At 67.7% G+C, this 26,024-nt stretch carries 22 protein-coding genes and 1 riboswitch; of the genes, 8 read left to right on the top strand and 14 right to left on the bottom strand.

Annotation, left to right across the window (positions count from 1 at the left end):
• Positions 1-68 precede the first annotated feature (68 nt).
• On the top strand, positions 69-491 hold the full coding sequence (locus tag ACFFGH_RS18005; RefSeq protein ID WP_386670784.1) for a F0F1 ATP synthase subunit epsilon: 423 nt from the start codon (positions 69-71) through the stop codon (positions 489-491).
• Positions 492-904: 413 nt separating this feature from the next.
• On the opposite strand, the gene ACFFGH_RS18010 is transcribed toward ACFFGH_RS18005, so the two are convergent.
• Entirely contained in the window at positions 905-1,288 is a 384-nt protein-coding gene (locus ACFFGH_RS18010; RefSeq protein WP_386670786.1) for a GtrA family protein, read from the bottom strand.
• 254 nt (positions 1,289-1,542) lie between these two features.
• On the opposite strand from ACFFGH_RS18010, the gene glmU reads away from it, so the two are divergent.
• Positions 1,543-2,907: a bifunctional UDP-N-acetylglucosamine diphosphorylase/glucosamine-1-phosphate N-acetyltransferase GlmU gene (glmU, locus tag ACFFGH_RS18015; RefSeq protein WP_386671278.1), complete on the top strand. Its 1,365-nt coding sequence runs from the start codon at positions 1,543-1,545 to the stop codon at positions 2,905-2,907.
• A 200-nt stretch (positions 2,908-3,107) separates the two neighbouring features.
• Here glmU and ACFFGH_RS18020 read toward each other — a convergent pair whose 3' ends face one another.
• The 6 genes from ACFFGH_RS18020 to ACFFGH_RS18045 form a co-directional block, all read right to left on the bottom strand.
• On the bottom strand, positions 3,108-4,430 hold the full coding sequence (locus tag ACFFGH_RS18020) for a sensor histidine kinase (RefSeq protein WP_386670788.1): 1,323 nt from the start codon (positions 4,428-4,430) through the stop codon (positions 3,108-3,110).
• Positions 4,431-4,482: 52 nt separating this feature from the next.
• A complete protein-coding gene (locus ACFFGH_RS18025) occupies positions 4,483-5,820 on the bottom strand; it encodes a sigma-54-dependent transcriptional regulator (protein ID WP_386670790.1) in 1,338 nt (445 codons plus the stop codon).
• A 103-nt stretch (positions 5,821-5,923) separates the two neighbouring features.
• Positions 5,924-7,147 carry an ABC transporter permease gene (locus tag ACFFGH_RS18030; protein WP_386670792.1) on the bottom strand — a complete coding sequence of 408 codons (1,224 nt, stop codon included), beginning with the start codon at positions 7,145-7,147 and terminating at the stop codon, positions 5,924-5,926.
• A gap of 12 nt (positions 7,148-7,159) precedes the next feature.
• Positions 7,160-8,470, bottom strand: a complete 1,311-nt coding sequence (locus ACFFGH_RS18035) for an ABC transporter permease (RefSeq protein WP_386670794.1) — start codon at positions 8,468-8,470, stop codon at positions 7,160-7,162.
• Positions 8,471-8,480: 10 nt separating this feature from the next.
• Positions 8,481-9,200, bottom strand: a complete 720-nt coding sequence (locus tag ACFFGH_RS18040) for an ABC transporter ATP-binding protein (protein ID WP_386670796.1) — start codon at positions 9,198-9,200, stop codon at positions 8,481-8,483.
• A 40-nt stretch (positions 9,201-9,240) separates the two neighbouring features.
• Positions 9,241-10,515, bottom strand: coding sequence for an efflux RND transporter periplasmic adaptor subunit (locus ACFFGH_RS18045; RefSeq protein ID WP_386670798.1), 1,275 nt, complete (start codon positions 10,513-10,515; stop codon positions 9,241-9,243).
• 181 nt (positions 10,516-10,696) lie between these two features.
• Between ACFFGH_RS18045 and glmS the strand changes: the two genes are divergently transcribed.
• Positions 10,697-12,526 carry a glutamine--fructose-6-phosphate transaminase (isomerizing) gene (glmS, locus tag ACFFGH_RS18050; RefSeq protein WP_386670800.1) on the top strand — a complete coding sequence of 610 codons (1,830 nt, stop codon included), beginning with the start codon at positions 10,697-10,699 and terminating at the stop codon, positions 12,524-12,526.
• A gap of 456 nt (positions 12,527-12,982) precedes the next feature.
• Positions 12,983-16,843, top strand: coding sequence for a PAS domain S-box protein (locus tag ACFFGH_RS18055; protein ID WP_386670802.1), 3,861 nt, complete (start codon positions 12,983-12,985; stop codon positions 16,841-16,843).
• Between the two features lie 166 nt (positions 16,844-17,009).
• On the opposite strand, the gene ACFFGH_RS18060 is transcribed toward ACFFGH_RS18055, so the two are convergent.
• The 6 genes from ACFFGH_RS18060 to msrC form a co-directional block, all read right to left on the bottom strand.
• Positions 17,010-17,696, bottom strand: coding sequence for a histidine phosphatase family protein (locus ACFFGH_RS18060; RefSeq protein ID WP_386670804.1), 687 nt, complete (start codon positions 17,694-17,696; stop codon positions 17,010-17,012).
• Complete coding sequence (locus tag ACFFGH_RS18065; protein WP_386670806.1) at positions 17,582-18,376, bottom strand: adenosylcobinamide-GDP ribazoletransferase; 795 nt, start codon at positions 18,374-18,376, stop codon at positions 17,582-17,584. The genes ACFFGH_RS18060 and ACFFGH_RS18065 overlap by 115 nt, the downstream gene beginning before the upstream one ends.
• Positions 18,373-18,699: a nicotinate-nucleotide--dimethylbenzimidazole phosphoribosyltransferase gene (locus ACFFGH_RS18070; protein ID WP_386670808.1), complete on the bottom strand. Its 327-nt coding sequence runs from the start codon at positions 18,697-18,699 to the stop codon at positions 18,373-18,375. Before ACFFGH_RS18070 ends, ACFFGH_RS18065 begins: the two co-directional genes overlap by 4 nt.
• Before the next feature lie 61 nt (positions 18,700-18,760).
• On the bottom strand, positions 18,761-20,608 hold the full coding sequence (gene btuB, locus ACFFGH_RS18075) for a TonB-dependent vitamin B12 receptor (protein WP_386670810.1): 1,848 nt from the start codon (positions 20,606-20,608) through the stop codon (positions 18,761-18,763).
• A gap of 115 nt (positions 20,609-20,723) precedes the next feature.
• A riboswitch (cobalamin riboswitch) is annotated at positions 20,724-20,986 on the bottom strand.
• 231 nt (positions 20,987-21,217) lie between these two features.
• Complete coding sequence (locus ACFFGH_RS18080) at positions 21,218-21,580, bottom strand: TfoX/Sxy family protein (RefSeq protein WP_386670812.1); 363 nt, start codon at positions 21,578-21,580, stop codon at positions 21,218-21,220.
• Positions 21,577-22,062 carry a free L-methionine (R)-S-oxide reductase MsrC gene (gene msrC / locus ACFFGH_RS18085; protein WP_386670814.1) on the bottom strand — a complete coding sequence of 162 codons (486 nt, stop codon included), beginning with the start codon at positions 22,060-22,062 and terminating at the stop codon, positions 21,577-21,579. The genes ACFFGH_RS18080 and msrC overlap by 4 nt, the downstream gene beginning before the upstream one ends.
• Positions 22,063-22,240: 178 nt before the next feature.
• On the opposite strand from msrC, the gene bioD reads away from it, so the two are divergent.
• A complete protein-coding gene (gene bioD / locus ACFFGH_RS18090) occupies positions 22,241-22,909 on the top strand; it encodes a dethiobiotin synthase (RefSeq protein ID WP_386670816.1) in 669 nt (222 codons plus the stop codon).
• Positions 22,910-23,129: 220 nt separating this feature from the next.
• On the opposite strand, the gene ACFFGH_RS18095 is transcribed toward bioD, so the two are convergent.
• Positions 23,130-23,675, bottom strand: a complete 546-nt coding sequence (locus tag ACFFGH_RS18095; protein ID WP_386670818.1) for a phasin family protein — start codon at positions 23,673-23,675, stop codon at positions 23,130-23,132.
• Between the two features lie 243 nt (positions 23,676-23,918).
• Here ACFFGH_RS18095 and ACFFGH_RS18100 point away from each other — a divergent pair, with 243 nt between their 5' ends.
• From ACFFGH_RS18100 to ACFFGH_RS18110, 3 genes are read left to right on the top strand one after another with little or no spacing between them, the layout of a single operon-like run.
• Positions 23,919-24,554, top strand: a complete 636-nt coding sequence (locus tag ACFFGH_RS18100) for a YjfI family protein (protein ID WP_386670820.1) — start codon at positions 23,919-23,921, stop codon at positions 24,552-24,554.
• Complete coding sequence (locus ACFFGH_RS18105) at positions 24,551-25,297, top strand: PspA/IM30 family protein (protein ID WP_386670822.1); 747 nt, start codon at positions 24,551-24,553, stop codon at positions 25,295-25,297. The genes ACFFGH_RS18100 and ACFFGH_RS18105 overlap by 4 nt, the downstream gene beginning before the upstream one ends.
• Positions 25,290-25,925 carry a hypothetical protein gene (locus ACFFGH_RS18110; RefSeq protein ID WP_386670823.1) on the top strand — a complete coding sequence of 212 codons (636 nt, stop codon included), beginning with the start codon at positions 25,290-25,292 and terminating at the stop codon, positions 25,923-25,925. The genes ACFFGH_RS18105 and ACFFGH_RS18110 overlap by 8 nt, the downstream gene beginning before the upstream one ends.
• The last annotated feature ends 99 nt before the right edge of the window (positions 25,926-26,024 follow it).

Consider the following 26,024-nt stretch of genomic DNA (forward strand, 5'->3'; position numbering starts at 1 on the left):
CGGTTCCGCGCACTGCAGCGGGACCGATCGGGCCCACGCCGATCCTCATCGAGCAAAGCGAGAGATTCATGGCCACGTTCCGTTGCGACATCGTCAGCGCCGAGGAAGAGATCTTCCACGGTGAAGCGACCCTGCTGGTCGCGACCGGCGAGATGGGCGAGCTCGGCATCGCGCCGAAGCACGCACCGCTGATCACCCGCCTCAAGCCCGGCAAGGTCGTCGTGACGCTGCCGAACGGCGAGCAGCACGACTTCGCCGTGTCCGGCGGAATTCTCGAGGTGCAGCCGACGGTCGTGACCGTGCTGGCCGATACCGCCATCCGCGCGCAGGACATCGACGAGGCCGCGGTGCGTGCCGCGAAGGAAGAAGCCGAGCGCATCCTCGCGAATCGCAGCGAGAAGATGGAGATCGCCGAGGCGCAGATGAAGCTCGCCGAGGCGATGGCGCAGCTGCAAGCGCTCGAGCGCCTGCGTCGCAGCATGAAGCACTGATCCTGTGCAGCGCATTCGCGCCGACTCGCGGGTCCTTGAACGCCGGCTAGAAGCCGGCGTTTTTTGTTGGTCGCAGGACGAGCCCTGCATAGCATCAGACGGTCTGGGCGCCGGCTCTGCAGGCTCTGCGCACCCAGCGCTGGATCTGTCGATAAGGTCCCGTTGTCCGACGAGCACCCCTCGTCCGCGACGGCGGCGGCGCCTCTGAAGCGGCGCACCCGGTGCTAATCCCAGTGCGCACTAAGGCGCTACCGTGCGCGACCGCCGCGCTTGGCTAAGGCACACGGTGACAGAGCACAGTTGAGCAAGCGTGGCTGCTACCAAAGGGCAGCGGGCGAGGCCCGTTAATCGCCATAAGCCGATGCCGAGCGTGAAGACCTGCCGGGACCAGTGCACGTGCACTGCCGCATCGCTCAGCGGCGATAAACCCAGTGGCGTGAGAGCAGGAAGCCGAGCGCTCCCAGGACGAGCTCGACGCCGGGCTTCGCCAGCCAGGTCCATTTGAGCCCGACAGCCCGGTTGATCGCACCGATTGCCCAGGTGCTCAGCAGCGTCGTGAACGTCCACATCAACGCGAACCGCAGGAACTGTCGACGCCCGACCATCGTGTCGTCACCGGCGAACGTAATACGACCGTTGAGCCAGAAGCCCAGCGCCGCACCACTGACGCGCCCGGCGATATTCGCGATCTCAACTGCGAGACCAAGGTGGCTGAGGCCGACCATCACGCCCCAGTCGAGCAGCCACTGGACGATGCCGATCGTGAGGTAATGGCGGCCTTGTCGGGTCAGGCTCATCGGCTGGGTGCGTCCGGTACATGGCGCGCCTGTGCCATGTCCAGGGTCATGCGTAGGTGTGCACGTCCGGCCCATGGCGATGTCGTGTACGGCATGAAGCTGCTCGCACACCCGGCTGCGCCGCTCCAGATCAGGACGCGCGCAACGGCATCACGCGCATGAGGGTAATAAAGGGCGGTCGGCACCGCGGCATGCTAGCAGCGCGGGGGCCGTTAGAATCACCGCCCGCCCCGAACCTGCCCCCTGGAGCCCGCATGAGCACACCGCTGCACGTCGTCATTCTTGCCGCCGGAGAAGGCAAGCGGATGAAGTCGACGCGGCCGAAGGTGCTGCAGCCGATCGCAGGGCGCCCGATGCTCGCGCATGTCGTGGAAACCGCACGCGCGCTGCAGCCGGCAGGCATCCACATCGTCTACGGCCACGGCGGCGACCAGGTGCTCGCCGCGTTCGGCGACCAGCCGGACCTGCAGTGGACCGAACAGACGCAGCGGCTCGGCACTGGCCACGCGGTGCAGCAGGCGATGCCGGACGTGCCGGAGGATGCACGCGTGCTGGTCCTGTATGGCGACGTGCCGCTGATCCGCGCTGACACGTTGCAGCGCCTGCTTACCGCGCCCGGGCGCATTGCGGTGCTGGTTGCGGACTTGGATGACCCGACGGGTTACGGACGCGTCGTGCGCGACGCCGAAGGCCGCGTGGCGCGCATCGTCGAGCACAAGGATGCCGACAAGGTCCAGCGCGGCATCCGCACCGTCAACACCGGCATCCTCGTCTGCGACGGCCTGCCGCTGCGCCGCTGGCTGCAGCACCTGGGCAACGACAACGCGCAGGGCGAGTACTACCTCACCGACGTGTTCGCCGCCGCGGCGGGCGAGTTCAGCGCCGCCGAGATCGCGCACGTCGACGAGCCGATCGAGGTCGAAGGCGCGAACGACCCTTGGCAGCTGGCGCAGCTCGAACGCGCCTACCAGCAGCGCGCCGCGCGCGCGCTCTGCGAAGCCGGTGCACGGCTGCTCGATCCGTTGCGTTATGACCAACGTGGGTCGATCACGGTCGGGCGCGACGTCGAGATCGACGTCAATGTCGTCATCGAAGGGCGTGTCGAGCTCGGAGACGGCGTGCGCATCGGGCCGTTCTGCCGGCTCAAGGACGTCAAGCTCGGGGCCGGTACCGAGGTGCGCGCGCACTGCGATCTCGACGGCGTGGTGGTCGATGGCGCCGCGACGATCGGTCCGTTCGCCCGGCTGCGGCCGGGCACCGTACTTGCTGACGGCGTGCACGTGGGCAACTTCGTCGAAACCAAGAACGCGCGCCTCGGCGTGGGCAGCAAGGCGAACCATCTGACCTATCTCGGCGACTCGGAGATCGGCAGCAAGGTCAACGTCGGCGCGGGCACGATCACCTGCAACTACGACGGCGCGAACAAGTTCCGCACCACGATCGAGGATGGCGCGTTCATCGGGTCGAACACCTCACTGGTCGCGCCGGTCACGGTGGGCGAGGGCGCAACGATCGCGGCGGGCTCGGTGATCACGCGTGACGCGCCGGCCGAGAAACTCAGCCTCGCGCGGTCACGGCAGACGACGATCGAAGGCTGGCAGCGGCCGAAAAAGGGCTGACCCGACGGTTGATACGGTCTCGGGCGCAGCATGCGCCGGAGCCCTTGCTCCGGACGGCGCGGCGGACGGGAACGACTCGCGTGAGCTGAGCGGCGCGATCGGTTGCCGAAGCGTGCACGGGCCGCACAGCGCACCGCGGTGCGCGTCGGCCGCAGCCTTGCGGCCCGACCCAACCGCCACCGCCAAGCTGCGCGCACTGCCTAGTCGGGCACGATCATCGTCACGCACAGGCCGCCGTCTTCGCGATTGAGCAATGCGATGCGACCGCCATGCGCCTCGGCGATCTCGCGAGCCAGCGCGAGGCCGAGGCCGGTGCCGTTGCGCTTGGTCGAGTAGAACGGCAGCAGCGCATTCGCGAGCACCGCCTCGTTCATGCCCTGACCGCGGTCGAGGATGTCGACTCGCCACGCGTCGGGCATCCGCCGCACCACGAGTTGCACGTTCTCGGCTGACGAGCCGGACTCGTGTGCGTTCTTGAGCAGGTTCAGCAGCGCCTGCTCCATCTGCGCCGCATCGATCCGCACGAAACCTTCCACGTTCGTCTCGCCGGCAAACGCCACCTGCGCCTTGAGCTGGGCCAGAAAACGCGACCACGGCACCGCTTCGAGACGCGGCGCCGGCAGCTTTGCGAAGCGTGCGTAATCGCGGATGAAGCCTTCGAGGTGGCGCGCGCGCTCCTCGATCGTCGCGAGTGCGATCGGCAGGCGCTCAAGCTGCCCGCGTCGCAGCAGCTCGGCGCCGGAATGGGCGAGTGACGCGATCGGCGCAAGCGAGTTGTTGAGCTCGTGGCTGATCACGCGGATGACCTTCTTCCAGGTCTGCACCTCCTGCCGGCGAAGCTCCGCGGTGAGCTGGCGCAGCAGTACTAGCTCGTGGCGCCGGCCGTTGAGGCGGAAGTGCCGCCGCGAGAGGTGGTAGATGTCCTCGTCCTCGCTGTCACCGACGGTGAACATCGCATCGCCGCCGCGCTCGAACGCGTCGCGGAATGCATCCGGCGTGCGTGCCAGCAGCGCGGAGAACGCCTGGCCCTCGAGCCGCCTGCCCTCGCCGAGCATGCGCCGTGCGGCCAGGTTTGCGTGCACGACGCGGTCGGACGGATCGACGAGCACCATCGCGACCGGCGTGTTCTGCACCATCGTGTCGAGCAGCAGTTCGCGCTGCACCAGCGCGAGCCGCTGGTCGCGTAGCACGTCGCCGAGCGCGTTGTGACTGTCGACGAGTTCACCAAGTGCCCCACCGCCGGGCCATGACAGGCCGAAGCTGAAATCACCGTCGCGATAGCTTGCGACCGTGCCGGCGAGCGCGCGGAACAGCGAGTTCATCGGCGCGAACGCACGTTGGACATGCAGCAGCAGGACCGGAGCAAGCAGCAGCGTTGCGACGACCGCGGCCAGCCACCGACTGGCGAGCCAAGCTTCGAGCACGATCGTGATCAGCGCGCCGGCGAGCACGTATGCAATCGCGAGCGTACTGAACACGACGCTCAGCGGAAGTCTGCGCAGCAGGCGGCCGGGCGTCGTCATCCGGCACGCCCCGCAGGCGTTGCCTCGACAAACGAGTGCGTGAGCCGACTGTTCACGGACGACCGATCCCGAGCCGCTCCATGCGCCGGTACAGCGCCTGTCGGCTCAGGCCGAGGTCGGCGGCGGCTTGCGCGACCGTGCCGCCGTGGCGCGCGAGCGCGGTCTCGATCGCGGCGCGGTCGGGCTCGTCACCGGAGGCAGGTGCGGACACGGAGGGTGGCGGCAGCCCGAGGTCGGCCGCGGCGATCATTTCGCCACGTGAAAGCAGCCCCGCGCGCTGGATCGCATTGCGCAGCTCGCGCACGTTGCCGGGCCAGGCATGCGCAAGCAGCGCGCGCTCGGCATCGCTGCCCAGGCACTTGCCGGGCGGCAGGAAATGCCGCGCGAGCGGCAGGATATCGGCGGGGCGTTGCGCCAGCGCCGGCACCTTCACTTCGATCGCGTTGAGCCGGTAATAGAGGTCTTCGCGGAAGTGGCCGGACGCGATGCAGGCCGGCAGGTCGGCGTTCGTCGCACTGACGATGCGCACCTTGACCGTGCGCTCGCGATTGCCGCCAAGGCGCTCGAAACGCCCGGTCTCCAGCACGCGCAGCAGCTTGACCTGTCCCGCCGGCGACAGCGTGCCGACCTCGTCGAGGAACAGCGTGCCGCCATCGGCCGCCTCGAACTTGCCTTCGCGCGCCCTCGTCGCCCCGGTATACGCGCCGGCCTCGGCACCGAACAGTTCGGCTTCGATCAGCTCGCCCGGCAGCGCGCCGCAGTTGAGTGCAACGAACGGCCCGCTGCGAACCGGCGAGTTTGCATGCACGATCTCGGCGAATTTCTCCTTGCCCGCGCCGTTCGGCCCGGTGATGAGCACAGGCAGGTCCGATCGCGCGACTTGGCAGGCGAGCGTCAACGCCGCTTCGCTGGCCGCATCGGCATAGATGAACCCGCGCAGGTCGTACTCGCGTTCCAGCGCGCTGCGACGGCGCCGCTGCCCGCTGCGCTCGCGCGCGAGTTCGGTGCGCGCCTGCGACAGTTCGAGCAGGTTGTTGACCGTGGCAAGCAGCTTGCGGTCGTCCCAGGGTTTGGCGAGGTAATCGGCCGCACCGGCCTTGACGAGGTCGACCGCGCTTTCCAGGTGGGTCCAAGCGGTCAGCAGGATCACCGGCAGGTCCGGGTGACGGGCGCGGATCGCCTTGAACAATGCGATTCCTTCCTCACCCGAGGTCGTGTCGGCCTGGAAGTTCATGTCCTGCACGACAAGGTCGACCGATTCGCGTTCGAGCAACGCAAGGCCGGCCTGCGGCGAATCCGCGCTCAACGTGCTGATGTCGTGCAGCGAGAACAGCACGTCGAGCGCGGTGGCGACTGCGGGGTTGTCGTCGATGACGAGGATGCGGGCCATCAGGGCGTTGCCTGTCGGTAGGCCACATCCACGCGTGGCGGCTGGCAAGTGCGATAAACCATCGAACGAAACCCCAGATCGATCGCGGTGGAGGACTCCGGCGTCAGGCGCTGCGCGTCGCGATTGCCGGCGAAACCGTCGATGCGCGCCACGCCGGCCCGTACACGGCCAGTATGCCCAACACCCACAGCGCGAGCATGCCGCCGCCGAGGTATTCCAGCGGCAGTCGTGGCAGCTCGAGCTTGCTCACCAGGAACTGGTTCAAGGCGAGCGCAAGCGCGGTACCAATGACGATGCCAACTGTGGAGATCATGGCGTTTTCGATCAGGAAGTAGCGCAGGATGTCGACCCTACGTGCGCCCAGTGCGCGCCGTACGCCGATCTGCTTGCGCCGCTGGGTAACCCACAGGCTGGCCAGGCCGACGATGCCGCTGCCGGTGACCAGCAGCAGGCCGATCGTCACCGCCAGCAGCATGCCGGCAATCGACCGCTCCTCCTGGTAGCGCTCGGCACGCCGTTCTTCAACCGTGTCGTTGAAGATCAGCATCCGTTCGTTGGAGAGCTTGCCCAGAGCCTCCTCCGCTTCGCGCATTACTCGGTCGCGCTGGCCTGGCTCAGTGCGCACAACGTAGCTGCCGGTGTTGTCCAGATAGCGCACGGGCAGTACGAAGCTGATGTAGGCGTTGTCGCTGTTCTGGGCGAACGGCGTGATAAGTCGCTCGATCACGCCAATCACGCGCAGTGGCACAGCTTCGGTCCCGCTGCCGAGGCTCACGGTCTTGCCGACCACGCTCGGTGCGTCCGGAAACAGGCGGTTCGCCATCTGCCGTGTCAGGAGCACGCTATCGGCCTGCGGCCGGCCCTTCGCCGGATCGACCGTGCGCACGTCGTCGTCGGTGAAATCACGGCCCTCGACGATCTTCACGCCGAAGCCCTCGCTCACCGGATGCGGCGTGAAGTACGCCGCGCCGGTGATGCCGGACGACGGATCCTGCGGCCGGTTCGTCAGGCTCAGGCCCCAGCCGCTCTGCCCCATCGGGAACTGGTTGACCCAGGCGGCGCCCTTGACGCCGGGAATCGCGCGCAATGTTTCCACGTCCCGACGCTGCATCGCCTCGACATCGGTCGCCGGGCCAGCGCCCACGTACAGCATGTAGAACGTATTCGCCTCGTCGAGCCCGCTCGGTCTCGCGGCGCGGTCGGTGCGGTCTTTCACGATGTACAGCGCGTTCGCGATGATCGCGAGCGTCAGGGCGATCTGCGCGGCGATCAGCACCGCGCCGGTCTTGCTGCGCAGCAGCGAGGACAGAATGGGACGGATTTCCATGGTGTTCTCCGCTTACTGCGACTTGAGTTGGACGGCCGGGCGGACCTGGCATGCACGCCAGGTGGGCAGCAGACCGGCGAGCAGGCTGGCAACGAGTGAGAGCACAAGCGCGGTGGTCAACATCACCCAGTCGACGCGGGCCATCGTTCCGATCGCTTCGGACTGCTTCGCCATCAGCGCGAGCACGCCGAACGTGAGCGCGATGCCGAATGCCCCGCCGACAACGCCGACGACGCCAGCCTCGGTCAGGTACTGCTTGAATACCTCGCGACGCGGCGCGCCCAGTGCGCGGCGGACGCCGATCTCGCCACTGCGCGCGGTGAACTTCGCAAGCAGCAGGCCGACCACGTTCACCAGGCAAACGAGCAGGAAGCCGAACGCAAGCCAGGTCTGCAGGCGCCGGTCGTCACCAACGATTTCCTGGAAGTCGAGCCAGTCCATCACGTCGTACAGGCGGTTGTTCAGCGGGCGCTGAAAGCGGCCGAGCTTTTTCTGCTCGCTGACATAGTCGTCGAGGTAGGCTGCATACGCGGCGCGGTCGCCCGCGTTGGCAAGTTCGACCCAGAACTGCACCCAGGTGCATTCCGACGCCATCAGGCCCTGGTAGCCGGGTTCGACCTCTCCGTCGACGTTGCAGCTGATGCTGCCCTGTGACGTCATTTCGTTTGCGACCGCGTTGTTGAACGGGATAAACACATCCTCGAACGCGAACACATTGCCGCCAATGAGGCGATAGAACTTCGGCAGCGGCTCCCACTTCTCGATTACGCCTGTCACGGTGTAGTCGCGACCTTCGAACCGGAGGTTCTTGCCCACTGGGTCGGCTTGTCCGAACATACGGTCGGCCAGCTTGGTCGAAATGACCATGACGTTGCCGCCGCGCTCGTCGTCGCTCTCGCTCCACGGCCCGCCACTGCGGAACGGCACGTCGAACATCGCGAAGAAATCCGAGTTTACGGCTACGCCTTCAGTCGGCGAGGGCTGCTGGTCCGGGCGCCCGCTGTCGAGTGCGCCATTGATGCCCATCACCGCGGTCTCGCGCTCGCTGGGTCCGTCGGCCTTGAGCGCCAGTGCGTCACGGTAGGTCAACTGGCCCGGCGGGTCGTCGCTAGGGTTCGGCTGCTGCAGCGGCGCGTTGTCGAGCAGCGGCACGAACAGACGGTCGGATTTCTGCGGGATCGGGTCGCCACTCATGACGTAGAGCAGCGTCAGGGACGACATGCTGGCGGCAACGCCGACCGCGAGCGTGATGACCATCAGCGCGGTCAGGATCGGATTGCGGCGCAGGTTGCGAAAGCCCAGCTTCAGGTAATAGGCGAACATCGGCGTGGCCTCAGGCGAGCGTGGTCTGCGGCGCGCTGGCGACTGCATGCAGCGTCGGGCCATGGCTGATATCGGTGACCTGACCGTCGATGATGTGCACGTTCCGCTGCGAGCGCGCGGCTAGCTCCGGATCGTGCGTGACCATGATGATGGTCGTCCCCTGAGCGTTGATTTCCTCGAGCAGCTCCATCACGCCGCGCGCCATCTGCGAGTCGAGGTTGCCGGTCGGTTCGTCGGCGAGCAGCAGGCGGGGGCTGCCTGCAAGTGCGCGCGCAATCGCAACGCGCTGCTGTTGTCCGCCGGAGAGCTCGGCCGGGTAGTGCTTCATGCGCGAACTCAGGCCAACACGCGCGAGCGCGTCCTCGATACGCTTCTTCCGATCCGCACTGCCGAGACCGCGGTAACGCAGGGGCACGTCGACGTTGTCGAACAGGTTCAGGTCCGGGATCAGGTTGAAGCCCTGGAAAATGAAGCCGATCTTCTCGTTCCGAAGACGCGAGCGCTGGTTGTCGTTGAGCCCGCGCGTGTCCACGCCGTCCAGCCAGTACTCGCCGCCGCTGAAATCCTCGAGCAGGCCGGCGATGTTGAGGAACGTCGTCTTGCCCGAACCCGATGGGCCGGTGACGGCAACGAACTCGCCGTCGCGGACGTGGATGTCGAAGCCACGCAACGCATGGGTCTCGATCATGTGGGTGCGGTAGACCTTGCTGAGCTGGTTCATGCGGAGCATGGCGGGTCCTTTTCGGGGCAAAGGGGAAGGGAGGGGGCGATCACTGGCTGATCGAGATCTTTTCGGCATCACCGAAGCCGTCGCTGCCGGCGATGACGATGCGGTCGCCGGGTTTGGCGCCATCGAGCAGTTCGACCGCCTGGATGCTGGTCGCACCGATGCGGACCGGCCGGCGCTCGGCGCTGCCGTCCTGGACGAAGTACGCGTAGCGGCCGCCGTGTGCATCGACGAACGGTCCGCGCGGCACCATCAGCACGTTCGGGCGCTCCTCGATCAGCACGCGCGCCGAGACCCGCTGGTTCTGGCGTAAGCCTTCGGGCTGCTTGCCGTCGGCGAAGCGCACGCGGGCGAGCACCTGGCGGTTCACGACTTCGGGCGAAATCGAGGCAATGGTCGCAACCGCATTCGCGTTGCCGATGCGCACCTCGGCGGTCATGCCCAGCCCGAGGTCCTCGGCGTATGTCTCCGGCACCTCGAGCTCCACCTCGAGCTTCGACAGGTCAACCACCGTGAGCAGCGGTGCGTTTGCCGGTACGACCGCGCGGTCGGCGACCAGCGTCGTGCCGATCACGCCGTCGATCGGGGCACGCACGTTGAGTTCGTCGACTCGACGCTCCATCTCAGACACCACCAGCCGCTGACGCTGCGCCTGCTGCGCGCTCGTCTGCACACTGAAGCCGGCGCTGTTGCCGGTCAGCTGCGCGGCGCGAACCGCATTGCGATGCCTGATCTGAGCGGTTTTCAGTGCGTCCTGGGCGCGCAGGTAGTCGATCTCGGCCAGTGCGCCACCCTTGAAGCCGCGCTCGGTGCGATCGAGGTCGCGCTGGGCGGCCTGCAACGCGATCATCGCCTCGTCGGCTTCCTGCTGTGCGTCGAGCCGGCTGCGCGACGCCGCGATGCGTGCGCTGCCGGATTCGGCCTCGAGCTGCTCCAGCGTCGAGCGCTCCCGCGCAAGTTCGCTTTCCAGTTCGGGCGAGACCAGGCGCGCGAGGACCTCGCCCTTCCGGACGGTATCGCCGGCCTTGCGTTCGAACACCACGGTTGCCGGCACCGGGGCGTACAGCGTCGGGCTGACGGCGGCCACGACGCGGCCGTTGACCGAGGCGTCGCGCACCAGTGTGCCGCGTGTGACCTCGGCGATGCGCAGGCGGTCGGCATCGACCGAGCGCGAGCCGGCGAAGCGCGCCGACACCCCGAACGCGAGCAGCAGGGCGACCACGACGACGGCGCCGACCGCGAGCAGGCGCCGCTGCCTCCCCTCGGGCGGGGCAGTGGAGAGGCGCACGTCCTGGGCGGAGGTATCGCGAATGCTCATGACTCGGACGGGTGGCACAGGCAACCGCCTGCCCCCTGTCCTACGCACGGGTCGTGCCAACGCTTAAGTCTCTGATTCCATGGCCGTTGGCTGGCGGAAAAACCGTCCATTCGGACATGAGGCTGTCCGCGCGGACAAGGCGGACAGCTAGACTGTCAGTTCATCAGCAGGAACCGAATCCATGTGCGGCATTGTGGGCGCGATCGCCGATCGCGACGTGGTACCCGTCCTTATCGACGGCCTCAAGCGGCTTGAATACCGTGGTTACGACTCGGCCGGCATCGCCGTGCTCGACAAGGACGACATCCGCCGCGTGCGCCGCACCGGGCGCGTGTCGGAGATGGAAGCCGCCGCGCAGAACGAAGGATTCAACGCCCAGGTCGGCATCGGCCACACGCGCTGGGCCACGCACGGCGGCGTCACCGAGGCCAATGCGCACCCGCATTGCAGCCACGGCGTCGCGCTGGTGCACAACGGCATCATCGAAAACCACGAGCAGCAGCGCGAGAAGCTGCGCGCGATGGGCTACGAGTTCGAGTCGCAGACCGATACCGAAGTCATCGCCCACCTGATCCACTCCTACCTCAAGAGCGGCGCCGACCTGCTCGGCGCGGTGCAGCAGACCGTGCGCGAGTTGCATGGCGCATACGCGCTGGCCGTCGTCAGCCGCAAGGAGCCGGGCCGCCTGATCGCCGCGCGCATGGGCTGTCCGCTGCTGATCGGCCTGGGCGAGGGCGAGAACTTCGTTGCCAGCGACGTGTCGGCGATCATCCAGTCCACGCGCAAGGTGATCTTCCTCGAAGAGGGCGATACCGCCGAAATCACCCGTGAATCGGTGCGCGTGTTCGACGAGCGCGGCGAATCCATCGAGCGCGACGTGCACATGTCGGACGTCTCGCTGGCCTCGCTCGAGCTCGGCCCGTACCGGCACTTCATGCAGAAGGAAATCCACGAGCAGCCGCGCGCTATCGGCGACACGATCGAAGCGGTCATGGACAACGGTGCGTTCTCCGCCGAGCTGTTCGGCAAGGACGCCGAGGAACTGCTGCGCGACATCGACGGCGTGCAGATCCTCGCCTGCGGCACCAGCTACTACGCCGGCATGACCGCGCGTTACTGGATCGAGCAGATCGCCGGCATTCCGTGCAGCGTCGAGATCGCAAGCGAATACCGCTACCGCGCCGCGGTCGCGAAACCGCGCCAGCTGATCGTGACGATCTCCCAGTCGGGCGAAACGCTCGACACGATGGAAGCGCTCAAGTACGCGAAATCGCTCGGCCACGACCGCACGCTGTCGATCTGTAACGTGCCCGAGAGCGCGATCCCGCGTGCCAGCCGCCTCGTGTACTACACGCGTGCCGGTGCCGAGATCGGCGTCGCGTCGACGAAGGCGTTCACCACGCAGCTGGTCGCACTGTTCACGCTGACCTGCACGATCGCGAAGGTGCAGGGCCGGCTGAACGAGCAGGAAGAGTCGGGCTACCTCGACTGTCTGCGCCAGCTGCCCGGCAGCGTGCAGCATGCGCTGAACCTCGAGCCGCAGATCAAGGCGTGGGCCGACAAGTTCGCGCCGAAGAACCACGCGCTGTTCCTCGGTCGCGGCGTGCACTACCCGATCGCACTCGAAGGCGCGCTCAAGCTCAAGGAAATCTCATACATCCATGCCGAGGCGTACCCGGCGGGTGAGCTCAAACACGGCCCGCTCGCGCTCGTCGACGAGGCGATGCCGGTCGTCGTCATCGCGCCGAACGACAGCCTGCTCGAAAAGGTGAAGTCGAACATGCAGGAAGTCCGCGCACGCGGCGGCCAGCTGTTCGTGTTCACCGACGAGGACAGCCAGTTCGGTGAATCCGAGGGCGTGCACGTGATCCGCGCGCCACGCCACGTCGGCGCGCTGTCGCCGATCATGCATACGATCCCGGTGCAGCTGCTCGCGTACCACGTCGCGCTCGCGCGTGGCACCGACGTCGACAAGCCGCGCAACCTGGCCAAGTCGGTGACGGTGGAATAACCCCGGCGTCCGGGCCGGCCCGGTGCGATCGCGCATCGGGCCGGTGGCCGCGGCCTGCCGGCCGCACGCATTACCCCATAGGTTGCCCGGATCGCCTGCTCGGGATGGGCACGGCGCGTGTGCGTGCGTCATTCGGCACTGCGCCCGGGAGGCGGTCGGTCGGGGTTGCCGGCGCAATCAGTCGTGTCGCGGGTTGGCGGATGCCGGCCCTCGGGAGCTGCGCAAATGGCAGCGTGGCCCCATCCGCGCCCCGTAGCCAGGTCCCGGCCGACGGGACTGTTAACGGCCGACTCATTCCGGAGGTTGCGGTCGCGCTAAGCTGCACTGCGACGATGCCGGCGGTGCCGCTGCAGGACCGGCCCGGCCAGAACCGGAGCGGCGTGCTGACGGGCCACACGGTCGCCAATTGCGATGGCCGGCCAGGGGCCAGCGTCGATGATCCTGCGGAGCAAGCGCGTGTCCGATCCGAACCCGCTGTACAGCCTGTTGCCGAAGCAGTCCGAAACCGTCGGCCTGTTGATGCGGCTCGGCGGCGAAAAAACCGGTCTCGGGCCCATCGAAACCTGGCCGGAGCCGCTGCGCAACGCGCTGGGCATCATGCTCAACTGCCGGTTCCCGATGTTCATCTGGTGGGGCGACCGGATGATCAACTTCTACAACGACGCCTACATCCCGATTCTCGGCAAGCGGCATCCCGAGGCATTCGGTGGCGAAGCCGCGGTGATCTGGCATGAGATCTGGGGCACGCTGCAGGACGATATCCGGGCTGTCATGGAGCGCGGGCAAAGCTCGTGGCACGAGCGCGTCATGCTGCCGGTCGAGCGCCACGGCTTTCCCGAAGAGGCGTGGTTCACCTGGTCCTACAGCGCGATCCCGGATGGCAGCGGCGGAATCGGAGGCCTGCTGTGCGTGGTCGCCGAGGAAACCCGGCACGTGGCCGCCGAACGCGAGCGCGATCGGCTGCTGGCGCAGATCGACTACGAGCGCAGGCAGCTCGCAGAGGCATTCGAGCGCTCGCCGGCCTGCATGGCAGTGCTGCGCGGCCCGGACTATGTGTTCGAGTTCGCGAACCCGCGTTACCTCGAGCTCGTTGGTGACCGCGAGATCATCGGCCGGCCGGTGCGCGAGGCGATGCCCGAGCTGGTCGAGCAGGGCTTCCTGACCCTCATCGATGAGGTCTACCAGACCGGCAAGCCCTACGTCGGTCGTGATGTCGCGGTCCGCCTGCAGCGCGATCGGTCCGGACCAATGGAAACGCGGTACCTGGACTTCATGTACCAGCCGTTGCTGACGCCCGACGGGCGCGTCGACGGCCTGATCGGCCACGGCGTGGACATCACCGAGCGCCGGCGCGCCGAGGCGCGCGACCGCTTCCTGGTGGAACTCGACGAGGCCGTGCGCCCGCTGGTGCGCGCCGAAGACATCACCCAGACCTGTGCCCGCCTGCTCGGTGAGTACCTCGATGCCGACCGCTGTGCGTACGCGGACGTCGAGGCCGACGAGGACACGTTCAACCTCACCGGTGACTACACCCGGGGTGTGCAGAGCATCGTCGGGCGCTACACGTTCACCGCGTTCGGTGAGGACGTGCTGCGGCTGATGCGCAGTGGCGAGGTCTACCGCGTCACCGATGTCGAGTCGTACACGCCGCCGATTGGCGACCTGACCGCCTACCGGCTCACCCAGATCCGGGCGGTGGTCTGCGTACCGGTGCTCAAATCCGGGCGCTTCGTGGCCGCGATGGCGGTGCACCAGGCAACGCCGCGCAACTGGGCCGACGACGAGGTCGACCTTGTCCTGCATGTGGCGAACCGGTGCTGGGAATCGATCGAGCGCGCGCGCGTCGAGCGCGAACTGCGGCGCAGCGAGCAGCGCTTCCGGGCGGCCGTGGACGCGACCAGCAGCATCTTCTGGAACTGCACCGCAACCGGGGAGTTCCACAACGAGCAGCCCAGCTGGGCCGCGTTCACCGGGCAGACCTTCGACGAATACAGGGGCTACGGCTGGACCGCCTCGGTGCATCCCGACGACGTGCCCGGCACGCTTGAGCGGTGGAACGCGGCGGTCACTGCGCAAAGCATGTTTGCGACGCAGCACCGCCTGCGCCGCCACGATGGCACCTACCGCTTCTGCGACGTACGCGCGGTGCCGGTGCCGGACGAATCGGGCCAGGCGCTCGAATGGGTCGGCACCCATACCGACATCAGCGAGCGCGTTGAGTTCGAGCAGTCATTGCAGGAGAGTGAGGCCCGGTTCCGGATGCTCTCCGACAGCGCGCCGGTAATGATCTGGATGACGCGACCCGATGGCCGCGTCGAGTACGTCAGCCGGCAGTGGATCGAGTTCACCGGGCAGGAGCAGGCCCATGCGCTCGGCAGCGGCTGGGTCGATGCAGTGCATCCCGACGATCTTGAGCGCGCCACCCGGTACTACACCGAAAAGAACGCACGCCAGGAAGCGTTCTCGATCGAATACGCGCTGCGTCGTCGCGACGGTGCCTACCGCTGGTGCGTCGATACCGGAACGCCGCGTCACAGCGCCAACGGCGAGTTCCTCGGCTATATCGGCACGGTCTCCGACATCACCGAGCGAAAGCGTGCGGAAGAAACGCTCGCGTCCGAAAAACGCGTACTCGAGCTGATCGCGACCGGCTCGCCACTGCACGAGGTGCTCGACACGCTGGTGCGCCGGATCGAATCGCAGTCGGGCGACGGCATGCTCGCGTCGGTACTGCTCGTTTCCGAGGACGGCAGCTGCCTGCGACCGGGCGCCGGACCCAGCCTGCCCCCGGCGGTCTATGCGGCATTCGATGGGTTGCCGATTGCGGCGGGCATCGCCCCGTGCAGCACGGCGGCGCATGAAGGCACGACGGTCATCGCTGCCGACCTGCTGGCGGACCCGCAGTGGGCGGCCGTGCATGCGCTCGCATCGGCCGCGGGGATTGCGGCGTGTACGTCCAATCCGATCGTCGGCAGCGATGGCCGCGTGCTCGGCTCGCTGGGGCTGTACTACCGCCAGCCGCGCGAGCCGGGCGAGCGCGACAGGGAGCTGGCGCGCCTCGGTACGCACCTGGCGGGCATCGTCATCGAGAAGCACGAGCTCGACCAGCGGCTGCAGCGCTCGCTCGAGTCCGAGCAGCAGGCGCGCAGCCTTGCCGAACGTGCGAACGGCATGAAGGACGAGTTCCTCGCGACGCTGAGCCACGAACTGCGCACGCCACTCAATGCGATCCTCGGCTGGGTGGCGATCCTGCGGCTGCAGCGGTCGCTGCCGGATGAGCTGCTGCAGGCGGTCGATGTGATCGAGCGCAATGCACGCGCGCAGTCGCAGATCATCGCCGACCTGCTCGACATGAGCTCGATCGTGTCGGGCAAGATCGCGCTCGAGCTCGAACGGCAGCCCGTGCATGAACTGGTTGCAAGCGCGATCCAGACCGTGATGCCGACCGTGCAGGCGAAGGACTTGCAGATCGACGTGACCATCGATGCCGATGCAAAGGTGCCGGTCGACATCGACCCCAGCCGCATGCAGCAGGTGATGTGGAACCTGCTCAACAACGCGGCGAAGTTCACCCCGCGCGGCGGTCGCATCGATGTGCGCCTGCATCGGCGCGCCACCGCGTTGGAGATCGTCGTCAGCGACAGCGGCGAAGGCATCGCGCCGGAATTCCTGCCCTACGTGTTCGACCGCTTCCGCCAGGCCGATTCGTCGATCAGTCGTCGCCACGGCGGGCTGGGGCTGGGCCTGTCGATCGTGCGCCGGCTCGTCGACCTGCACGGTGGCCAGGTGCAGGTGCACAGCGACGGGCCGGGGCAGGGCGCCACGTTCTCGGTGCTGCTGCCGCTGCCGTCGCCTTCGCGCGATCGGCGCGCCCCGGATGCGGGTGAACCCGTTCGCGCGAGGCAGGCCGGGCAGTTGTCGGGCCTGCGCATTCTGGTGGTCGACGATGACGCCGACGCGCGGCTGATGACCGCGCGCCTGCTGGAAAGCGCGGGCGCACAGGTCTCATTGTCGGAGTCGGCCGGCGACGCGCTTGGGATGCTCGCCGGTCAGGCATTTGACCTGCTCGTGAGTGACATCGGCATGCCGGGCCAGGACGGCTACGAGCTGGTCCGCCACCTGCGTGCCGACGCGGCCAGCCCGAACCACACAATCCCGGCCATCGCGCTGACTGCATACGCCCGCACGCAGGAGCGCTTGCGTGCGCTACAGGCGGGGTTCCAGCAGCACCTCGCCAAGCCCGTCGAACCGGTGGTCCTCGTCGAAACGGTGGCCGCGCTGGCGCAGACGCTCAGGCAGCCGGTCACCGCGGGCTGAAGCGTGAACCCGTCCGCGCGCCGCGGCTGCGAGGCCGGCGGGCGCAGGCGAGGCGGCCAAACGGCTGCTTCATGCCGTGCGATCAGTAGGTCGGCGTGCGCGCTGCCCACACTGCAATCGCGGTTGCGGCGCCGGCCGGCTGCTACGCGCTAAGGAGCGGCAGGCCCTAACCGGGATCTGCTTCGACGTGGATCCAGATCGGTTGCAGGTGTGCGATGCAGGCCGATGCCGCCTGCGCCAGCGGCATGCCGCAGAGATGCAGCGCCGCGCGAATCACGCCTGCGTGGGTGACGACGATGTGCGGCGTCTGCAGTTCGGCAAGGGCCTGCCGGACGCGCGCAATCAACGCGGTGAACGATTCGCCGCCCGGTGCGGCAAACCCGGCGACATCTTGGCTCCACGCATCGAGCGCTGCGCGCGGTAACGCGTCCCAGCGCTGGCCCTCCCAGGTGCCGAAATCCAGTTCCCGGAGACGTGCGTCGATCAGGACGTCGCCATGCCGCGTGGGTGGGACGCTATTACCCGGGTCATCCGCCAACGCCGCAGCGCGCAGCGCGCGCGCAAGATCGAGGCATCGCGTCGTCGGGCTGCTGACGATCGGCCAGTCCGGCAGCTCGGCGGCGAGCGCGTCCGCGGCGCGTTCGAACGTGCCGGGGGCGAGCGGCGCATCGAGCCGGCCATAGCAGACGCCCTGCAGCGACGGCATCGGCGGATGCCGGATGAAGACGTGCATCGGCATCAACCGGCGTACCGCAGCGCAGCCAGCAGTGCGAGCCCGAACACGATCTCGCCGAACTGCTCGGCGCAGCCGAGCGCATCGCCGGTGTAGCCACCCAGACGCCTGTGGAACCATGCGCGCGACAACCCATGCACGGCCGCCGCGGCAGCGGTGCCGCAGGCCAGTGCAAAGATCCACGACGGATATACGCCCGCCACGACGAGCGCCGGCGCCAGGCCGATTACCAGCGTTACCGCCGCCAGACCCACCGTCATCGGCTGGGCCACCGGCTTGGCTTTTGCATCGTCGTCCAGCCGCACGTAGGGCAGTGACGCCATCAACGCCGCTGCCATTGCCCGTGCAAGCGGATGCGCGCAGACGAGATAGACGACGGCCTCGTCGGGCTGCAGCGCGACCAGCACCTGCCACCGCAACGCAAGCGAAAGCACCAGCGCGACGGCGCCGTAGCTGCCGATGCGCGAGTCGCGCATGATCGCGAGTGCCCGTTCCCGCGGGACGTGTCCGCCGAGCGCATCGAACGTGTCGGCCAGGCCGTCCTCGTGGAACGCCCCGGTCATCCACAACGAGGTCGCCAGCGCCAGCAGCGCAGCGACAGGCCATGGCAGCAGCGCCGACGCGGCGAGCAGGACCAGCGCACTTGCGAGGCCGACGACCAGGCCAGCGAGCGGAAAGTAACGCACCGATTGCGAGAGCCAGCGCGCATCGAAATGCTGCAGCGCTGGCACCGGCAGCCGCGTGAAGTACTGAAGGGCCACCAGAACGAGCCGCCACTCGTGCGCAAGCGCGCGGATCATGCCGCGCTCCGTTCGCTGATGCTGGCAGTTTCAAGCGTGGCCATCGTCGAGAGGATCGCACAGGCCGCGGGCAGCAGCGGGAGCGCAAGAGTCCCGCCGTTGCCCTTGGCGGCGCGCACGTGCGTATCGAGCGCCGCACTGGTCCGGACTGTGCTCGGCGAGCCCGCGTGCTGCGCTTTGGTGCCGGCTAACGTCGAGTCGGCGTGAGCCCTCGGCGCGGGAGCGCGAACGGACGCGATCGTGATCGCGTATCCGGCCGTCGAACTGCATCCATCCACCATCAACGCCGCACCGGACGCGGCCTGCTTGCCGCGGGCGAACACGCGCTCAAACGCGATCGCCTCGATCGGCAGCGCAACGGGCCCGATACAACGCACGTCCGCTTCAGCGGGCCGGCGCGTAGCGGAACGTCAAGAACCAGGTGCGGCCGGGCTGGTTGTAGAACGCCACGGTCTCGTAGTCGCGGTCGAACACGTTCGCCACGCGTGCCTGGACACGCCAGTCGGCACTAAGCGCGTACTCCGCACGAAGATCCAGCAGGCCATAGCCGGCGACGCGTCGCGTGTTGAGCAGGTCGTCATAGCGCCCACCTTCAGCCACTGCGGTCACGCCGAGGTGCACGTCGCCGAAGTCGCGATCGAGTTCGACACGGGCGCTCTGGCTTGCGCGACGCGGCAGTTCGAGGCCGTAGAGGTCCGCGCTGCGGTTTTCCGCATCTACGATGCTGAGGCTCGCATTCGCGTTCCACCCCACGATTTCCACGTTGCCTGTCAGCTCGGCGCCGCGCAAACGCGCAGTCTGCACGTTCTGGGGCAGGAACGTGTCGAAATCGAATGCGACCAGGTCGTCGACGCTGGTGCGGTACAGATCAAGCCGGATGCCGGTAGTGCCGCGGCGCCAGGCCACGCCCGCTTCAACCGTACGCGAGCGCTCGGGCTCGAGGTCGGGGTTGCCGAAGCCGAACGGGTAGTACAGGTCGTTGAAGCTCGGTGCGCGGAATGCGTTGCCGACGCTTGCGGTCAGGCGCCACGTAGTGGTTACGTCGAAACCGACCGCGAGATTGCCGGAGGTGTGTTCACCGAACTGGTCGTTGTCGTCGCTGCGCGCACTCGCCTGCAGATCGATGCGGCCGAAATCGCCGAGGTACTGGGCAAACACCGCGCGATTTACGCGTTCGGTCCGCGCGAACTCGAGATCGCTGTCGACGCGGTCGCGCAGCCAGTCGAAGCCGGCGCTGAGCAGCTGGCCTTGACCGACGACAAGATTGCCCTGCAGCGTCGCAATGTCGCGGTCGGTGTCGAAGTAACCCACGTCGAGCGCGCCGAGGAGGTTGTCGGATGCGTCGCGGTTGCGGCCGGCCGACAGCGTGATCGATGCGGTCTCGCTCGGCGTCCAGCCCACGCTGCCGCCGACGACCTGCTGCACGATCTCCGAGCGATTGACGAAGCTGCCGTCGTACTCGTTGTCGGCCTCGGCGCGCAGCGCGTGAGCCTGCACGGTCCAGGCCTCGTTGAGTTCGACACCGCCGCGCAGCGACAGCGATTCGCGCTCGTAGCCATCGCGGTCGGGTTCGGTCGTGAAGCAGCCGGCAAAGATCGGAAAACCCGCGCCGCGGCACGCATCGATGCCCTCGCTCCGCGTCCAGCCGTAGTCCGCACCGAACCATCCTCGTCCTACGCGGCCACCAACGCCGGCGCTCGCTTCATAGCTGTCGTGGCTACCGGCGCCGAATGCCAGGCGCGGCGCCACGCCGCCGGTGTCGCGACGGGTGAAGATCTGGATGACGCCGCCGATCGCTTCGCTGCCGTACAGGCTCGAGCGCGGGCCGCGCACGATCTCCACACGTTCGATGAGCTCCAGCGGCAGGTCCTGGAACCCGGCCTGGCCCGAGGTCACCGAACCGATGCGCACGCCGTCGACGAGCACGAGCACGTGGTCGGACTCGGCCCCGCGCAGGAACACCGAGGTCAGCTTTCCTGGGCCGCCCTGGTTCGCCACCGTGATGCCTGCACGGCCGCGCAGCAGTTCGGGCAGCGAGCGCGCCTGGCTGTGCACGATCGCGTCGCGATCGATCACCTCGACCGGCGCAATCAGGTCGCGCACGGGCACCGGTGCCCGGTTCGCAGTGACAACGACCTCGTCGAGGTCGGTCGCGCTGTCGGACGCGCTCTGGGCGTAGACGGGCAGGGCCACGGCGCAGGCCACGGCAAGGGTCAGCAGGCGGAACGACATCGGAACTTCTCCAGCGCAAACAGCGAGCGGTGCAGGAGGTCGCGCAGGAGGAAAAGAGGCTGGCATGCCGGCGCACGCATGCACCGACTCGCCGCCGCAACGCCCTCCGCGTCGCAACCCGTCATGCATCGAGGCCGGTCTCCGGGCTCGCGAGTGGAGCCGGTGCAGTGCACCGTCGGTCGCAGGACGACCGCTCCGGCCGCGACGCCTTCCCATGGGCTGCAGGCGCAGTCACCACAGTGGCGGTGTGTCGCGGTTTGGCTCGCTTACCGTTGCGGGGGCAGCGCCGGACTGGTCGCACGTATCGTGCGGCGTCACCGGCTTCCCGTTTCAGACCCGGCGTCGACACGACGGGTCACCTCAAGGCGCGGGCAGTCTACGTGAGCGGATCGGCGCCGCAAAATCAGCCGCGCGCATGAGGTGATGACGGCGCCGGGCACTGCTTGGGTGGAAGCGTGGTGCGCTGACGCGGCAACGGGCGTGAGGTGGTCACGGCGCGGCGCGACCGGGCGCGATCGGCACCGGCGGTTTCCCGAGACAGCGCCGGGCGCATCACGCGCTCCGGCCTGTCCATCGATCAGGCGCAATGTGCGCCCGCGGGCCGCACGATCAGTCGAACAGGCGGTCCAGGTCCGAAGCGGGCTCGGCCTCTTCTTCCTGCATGTGCATCGTTGTCGTGACCGGGCCTGCTGCCGGCTTGTGGCGCGGCGGCGGAAGCCCGGCGATCGCCGCTTCCGCAGCCGATACCAGCTCGGCACGGCGTGCGTCGGGCACGTCCTGCCAGTGGCAGTCCAGCAGTGCACCTTCGATCGAGTACAGCAGGTTCAGCGTCGGCTTGAAGCCGGCGCGCTTGATGCGCATGAACGCTTCAAGCGTGCCGACCGCGGCGAGGTCCTCCTGCGTATGCAGGCCGACCTGGCGCAGCCATGCGGCCGATTTCGGACCGATATTGCGCAGCTTCTGGGTGCTCATCGCAGCGATTCCACGAATACCTGAGCGATCGCCTCGAGCCCGCGCTGGTCGTCCTCGTCGAAGCGCTCCAGCTCAGGGCTGTCGATATCGAACACACCGAGCAATGCGCCGTCGGAATCGATCAACGGCACGACCACTTCCGAATTCGACGCCGAATCGCAGGCGATATGCCCCGGAAACGCGTGCACGTCGGCAATGCGCTGCGTCTGCCGGGTCGAGGCCGCTGCGCCGCACACGCCCTTGTCGAGCGGGATGCGCACACACGCGGGCAGGCCCTGGAACGGGCCGACGACGAGCTCGGTGCCGTCGAAGAAGTAGAAGCCGACCCAGTTCAGCGCAGGCAGCGCGTGGTAGACGAGGGCGGAGAGATTGGCGGCGTTCGCGACGCGGTCGCGTTCGCCGGTCAGCAGTGCACGCGCCTGGTCGAGGAGCTGCGCGTACTGTTCCGGCTTGGTGCCGGCAAGGGTGTTGGTGGTGAACATCGCGCGAGTGTAACAGTGGGCCGCCGCGGCCTTACCATGCGCGCCGCGACGCGCCGACGCATGGCGGGGACGCACCCGCGCACTGCCGGTCGCGGCCGCTGACCGGCGGCCGACAGCACAGCGTTCGCCAACCGCCGCGCTGCTCGCACGGCCTGCTTGATTTCATCGGAAACCGCCCATGCATCGATTCTTCGTCACCGGCACCGACACCGGCGCGGGCAAGTCGCTCGCAAGTGCCGCACTGCTGCATGCCCTGCGTGCGAACGGCCGCAGCGCGATCGGCATGAAGCCCGTCGCCAGCGGTTGCGAGGCGACGCCCGACGGACTGCGCAACGAAGACGCGCTGCTGCTGCAGGCCGCGAGTGATCCGACGCCCGCGTACGCCGACGTCAATCCATTTGCACTGCTGCAGCCGCTTGCACCGGAGCTGGCGGCCGCCGATGACGGGGTCGACATCTCGCTCGCGCCGATCAAGGACGCCTACGCGCGTCTTTGCGCCCGGGCCGAAGCAGTGGTGGTCGAGGGAGTCGGTGGCTGGGCCGCGCCGCTGTCGGCCACGCTGGACCAGATCGACCTCGTGCGCGCGCTGGACCTGCCGGTGGTGCTCGTCGTCGGGTTGCGGCTGGGCTGCATCAACCATGCGCGGCTGACCGCGCGCGCGATCGAAGCCGATGGCGCCCGGCTGATCGGCTGGATCGCGAGCGAGGTCGACCCCGGCATGGCACGCATCGACGACAACTTCCGCATGTTGCACGAGCGCCTGCCGGCGCCGTGCTGGGGGCGGCTGCCGCACCGGCCGCGACCCGACCCCGCCGAGCTCGCGGCCGGTTTGCGCATTCCGGCGTAAAGGCTGGCGGGACTGCCTGCACCAGTGGGATGCAGGCGGCAACCCCGGGCTGGCCGGTGCAGAAACCGCGTGTGCTACGCAGCGCTTCGTACGAATTCCGGGCATCTGACCAAGCCCATCGGTGACGATGATGGGCGGGTCAGCCAAAAGCCAGCCACAAAAAAACCCGGCTGCCGTAGCAGCCGGGTTTCGAATTCCCGCTCGGTGACGAGCGTAGAACTTACTTCGACGCCTTCGAAGCGGCCTGGGCCTGCTCGGTGGCCTTGGCCACGTTGGCTTCGAACTCGGACTGGGCGCGCTGGGCCTGGTCGCCGACGCGGCGCGTGGTGGCTTCGAGCTGCGACTTGGTGATGTTCGCGATCTCTTCCTGCGTCTTGAGCTGGCGACCGATCACTTCCTGCGTCGTGCTGACGGCCGACTCGAGGTTCTCGCGCGCAACCTGCACGCCCTTCGGCCACAGCGTACGCAGGCTGTCCATGTCACGGGCGCCGGCGGCTTCGCCGAAGAATGCGAACGTCGCGTTGGCACGGTTGCCCATCGCGCTCATCTGCATGCCGAACACGGCCTCTGCGTTGTCGAGCGCAAGGCGGTTGATCTGGGCTGCCGTGTCCGCGAACTGGCGCGTGGCGGCGGCAAACTGTTCGTTGAACTGCTGGTACATGGCGGCTCCTCTCTGAATCTGACGGAAGGTCAGGTTGTGCAATGCAGCATAGGCCTGCTTTTGCTGCATTGCAACAACTTTTGCCGAACTTGTTTCTGTCGGCAAAAATCCATTCAGATCAAATGGTTGAGCTTCACGCAGCGCAGACCGCGCCCGTCGCTCCGGCGAATCCCGGCGACGAATCCATCGGCCCCGGGTACAACGCCGATGGCGCCGGCAAGCGGTCACCGTGGCGGAAAAACGCGGCGCTAGAGCCTTGCATCTGCGCTCTCGCCATCCTTTTCCCGGCCGGATTGCTTGACGGCATTACAGGTAAGCTCTACCGTTGCTTACATGAAAGGGGATCGTGTGACCAGGACGTCCGCGGATTACCAGCGCGATTTTCGCGAACGCATGCGAAAGCTCGGGCTGGTCAAGAAGGATGTGTGGATCCGTCCGGAATATGCCGCCGAGCTGTCGGCGATCGAAAAGCGCATGCGCGAGCCGCGCGGCGACGCGAGCGTACGCGCAGACGGCGAGCACGGCTTCAGCACCGGCTGGTCGATCCACTCACTGCATGCCGCACTGGCGGAGATCAGCCCGGTACGCAGCGGTGCGATCGAGCTGGAGTGGATGGACGGGCTGGAGCCGAGCCTGCATCTGGTCATGCACGAGTACGGCGAGCTGCCGATCTTCGTCGCGGTCGGCGGCGAACAGCTGATTGTCGAAGCGCTGATGTGGCCGGTCGACGAGGTCGCGGACACGGCCGCGTTCAACGACCACGTGCTGCGCACCCACAAGGTGCTGCCGCTGACAACGGTCGGTATCGAGGTCATCAGCGACGTGCCGTGCTACACGATGTTCGGTTCGCTCGACACGCATTCGAGCCTCGCGAACATCGTGTTCGAAATCGAGACGCTCGCCGCGAACGTCATCAGCGTGACCGATGCGTACGCCGAGTTTCTGCGGCCCGAGGCCCGGGTCGGACTGGGAGAGCCCGCATGAACGCGCTGACACGGCTGTTCCACCGGCTGCGCAACGGCGCTGACGACCGCGGCGACTCTCCCGCCGGCAGCCCGGTGCAGCGCATCCTGGACATCGAGATCCGCGGCGCCGACGAGCGCCTGCACACGCTGCGCGCGGAGCTTGCGTCGGTCGCGAGCCGACGTGCGGCGGCGTCGGAAGACCTGCAGGCCACGGTCTCGGCAATCGACGCGCGCGAAGCGCAGGCCATCCGCGCGCTGCAGGCGGAGAAGCATTCGATCGCCCGCGAAATTGCCGGCGTCATCGCCGCACTCGAACAGCAGCGGGCGAGGGAGCAGGACCTCGTTCGATTCCTCGGCGAGCGCACGGTGCAGCTCGAAGCCGACATCGAAACCTGGACCAGTACGCTGCGCCGGCTCAAGCATCAGCTCGACACCGTGCGCGCGTCCGAGGGCGTGCAGCTCGCGCAGGCGATCGTTGCGAACCGACAGTCGACCTCTGCCGCGCTGCCCCGCAACGCGCTCGAGGCGGCGCAGCGGATGAAGGCGCGCCAGCTGGAGCCGCAGGCCGGCACCGATGGGCAGCCGCCGAAGCCGCAGTCGACCGACCTGCTCGACGCCAGGCTGCGCGACGCCGGGATTCTGGAAACCAATCCCCAGATCGCGGCCGTCATCGAGCGCCTGCAGTGCCAGATCCCGACGCCCGCCACGAAGGCTCCGCGTCGCCGCTCCACCCGCACCGCAACGGATGGCATCCATGAATGACTTCTTCCAGACCGCGCTCGCGTTTCCGACACTGCTCTACAGCGTCGCCCTCGCGGTCTGCACCATCTACTGGGTGCTCACGGCGACCGGGCTGGTGGAGCTCGAGGGGCTCGACGGTTTGATGGCTGTCGACGGCGACGCATCGGCCGTGCATAGCGGCGCCGGAATGATGGCGAAGTTCGGCCTCGGCGGCGTGCCTTTGGTGCTGGTGCTGACTGTGGTGTCGTTCTTCGGCTGGCTGACCACGTATTACGTCCAGCTGCTCGTGCTGCAGCATCTGCCCGAGCTCATCAGGGTGGTTGCGGGATTGCTGGTCGCGGTACTCGCTCTGGTGCCTGCGGTGATTGCCAGCGCGATCGCGCTCAAGCCGGTTCGCATCTTGCTGGACAGGCTCCGCCCCGAACCGCTACCGCCCGTGCTCGGCCGCACCGGCGTGGTCAGCACCGCGAACGTGTCGAATGACTTCGGCATGGTGACCGTCGACGACGGTGGCGCGGGGCTCGTGCTGCAGGTCCGCGATGACGGCACCGAGCAATTCAGGCGGGGCGATCGCGTCGTCCTCGTCGAGTATCTGGAGGGTCAGAACGCGTATCGCGTGATGGCCGAATCGAAGTTCCTCAGTCCCTGATGACCGGGTCCGCATGCGGGGGGGCATGCGGCGCCGCAACGTTCAAGTTTCACGCCTCGAAGATTCCCGGCGGGCTGGCTGCCGCCCGGTAGACCCAGC

Source organism: Lysobacter korlensis, assembly GCF_042434515.1.